The sequence below is a fragment of the Pseudoalteromonas sp. S558 genome, assembly GCF_005886635.1.
Taxonomy (GTDB): domain Bacteria; phylum Pseudomonadota; class Gammaproteobacteria; order Enterobacterales; family Alteromonadaceae; genus Pseudoalteromonas; species Pseudoalteromonas aliena.
Genome location: NZ_PNDU01000568.1, coordinates 1 through 1,012, shown reverse-complemented (window position 1 = coordinate 1,012; position 1,012 = coordinate 1). Strand labels below are relative to the sequence as shown.

The window sequence follows — 1,012 nt, the reverse complement described above, 5'->3', positions numbered from 1 at the left end:
TATTTTCTCTAGCCAGAGATTTTCAGTGAAAACAAGGCGAATTTACGCGTCAATAGCGGGCCTATTGCAAGTAAATTCAACGTAGTTAGCGCTGAAAATAGCTGCTTGAGATAGATTTATTATCCAGAGTTCAGGTTATTTAGCCCGCATGCTAAACGATTTATGTAGCTAAACATACGCTGTTTCAGGCCTATTGATATGGCCCTAAATAGGGGATAGTATGTTTACCATATTCAAATGAAAACAGATGTTGTTGATATGATTAAAAAACTTGTTTTTAGCCTAGCCCTTATTACTCTTAGTGGCTGTACTAGCTTATCGCAAGAAGAGTGTGTATACGCAAATTGGCAGCAGCTAGGTTATGATCATGGCGAATCAGGCAAGGCTTATAACCAAGGTGTTGATACAGTAAAAGCTTGTCGAGAGTTTGGTATTTCACCTGACGTTGCTTTGTATAAAGAAGGTTATAACAATGGCCTGCAGCACTATTGTAAACCTGAAAACGGCTTTGCAGTAGGCATTCGTGGCGAGTCATTTAATGGTGTGTGTAACAGCAAACAGTTTCGAAAGGCCTGGGAAGAAGGTAATGATCGTTACCAAATCGAAGCAAGAAAAACCGAAATAAATAACCGACTCGACACAATAAACAGACGACTTGAAGTGATCAGCAATGAGTTAAGTGCTGCAAATGTCTCCAGTAATCAGCGCAGAGAACTCACTAATGAACGAAGGGTACTTGATGATGAGCGCAGCTCTTTAAGACGAGAGCGTTCGCTTATTCCATTATTAAATAAGTTGCCTTCGTTTCGTGTTGAATACGAGCTATAGATAGGCGAGGCTTAGGCTAAAAAACCAAAGAATGGTTTGCAGTACTGCCTAAAAGTTAAATAAGCGCGAAATCAACTCGCGCTTATTCTTAATGGTTATTGTCATGACATCGGTAAATATGGAGTCTATTTAACGATGTTATGGAGGGTTTAATTCGTTAATTTGTTCAAATGCTTATGTCGAT

The 1,012-nt window shown here is 39.2% G+C and carries 1 protein-coding gene; it reads left to right on the top strand.

The window, feature by feature from the left end; translation table 11 throughout:
- The first annotated feature begins 237 nt into the window (after nt 1-237).
- On the top strand, nt 238-828 hold the full coding sequence (locus CWB66_RS21470) for a DUF2799 domain-containing protein (RefSeq protein WP_252371829.1): 591 nt from the start codon (nt 238-240) through the stop codon (nt 826-828).
- Nucleotides 829-1,012 lie beyond the last annotated feature (184 nt).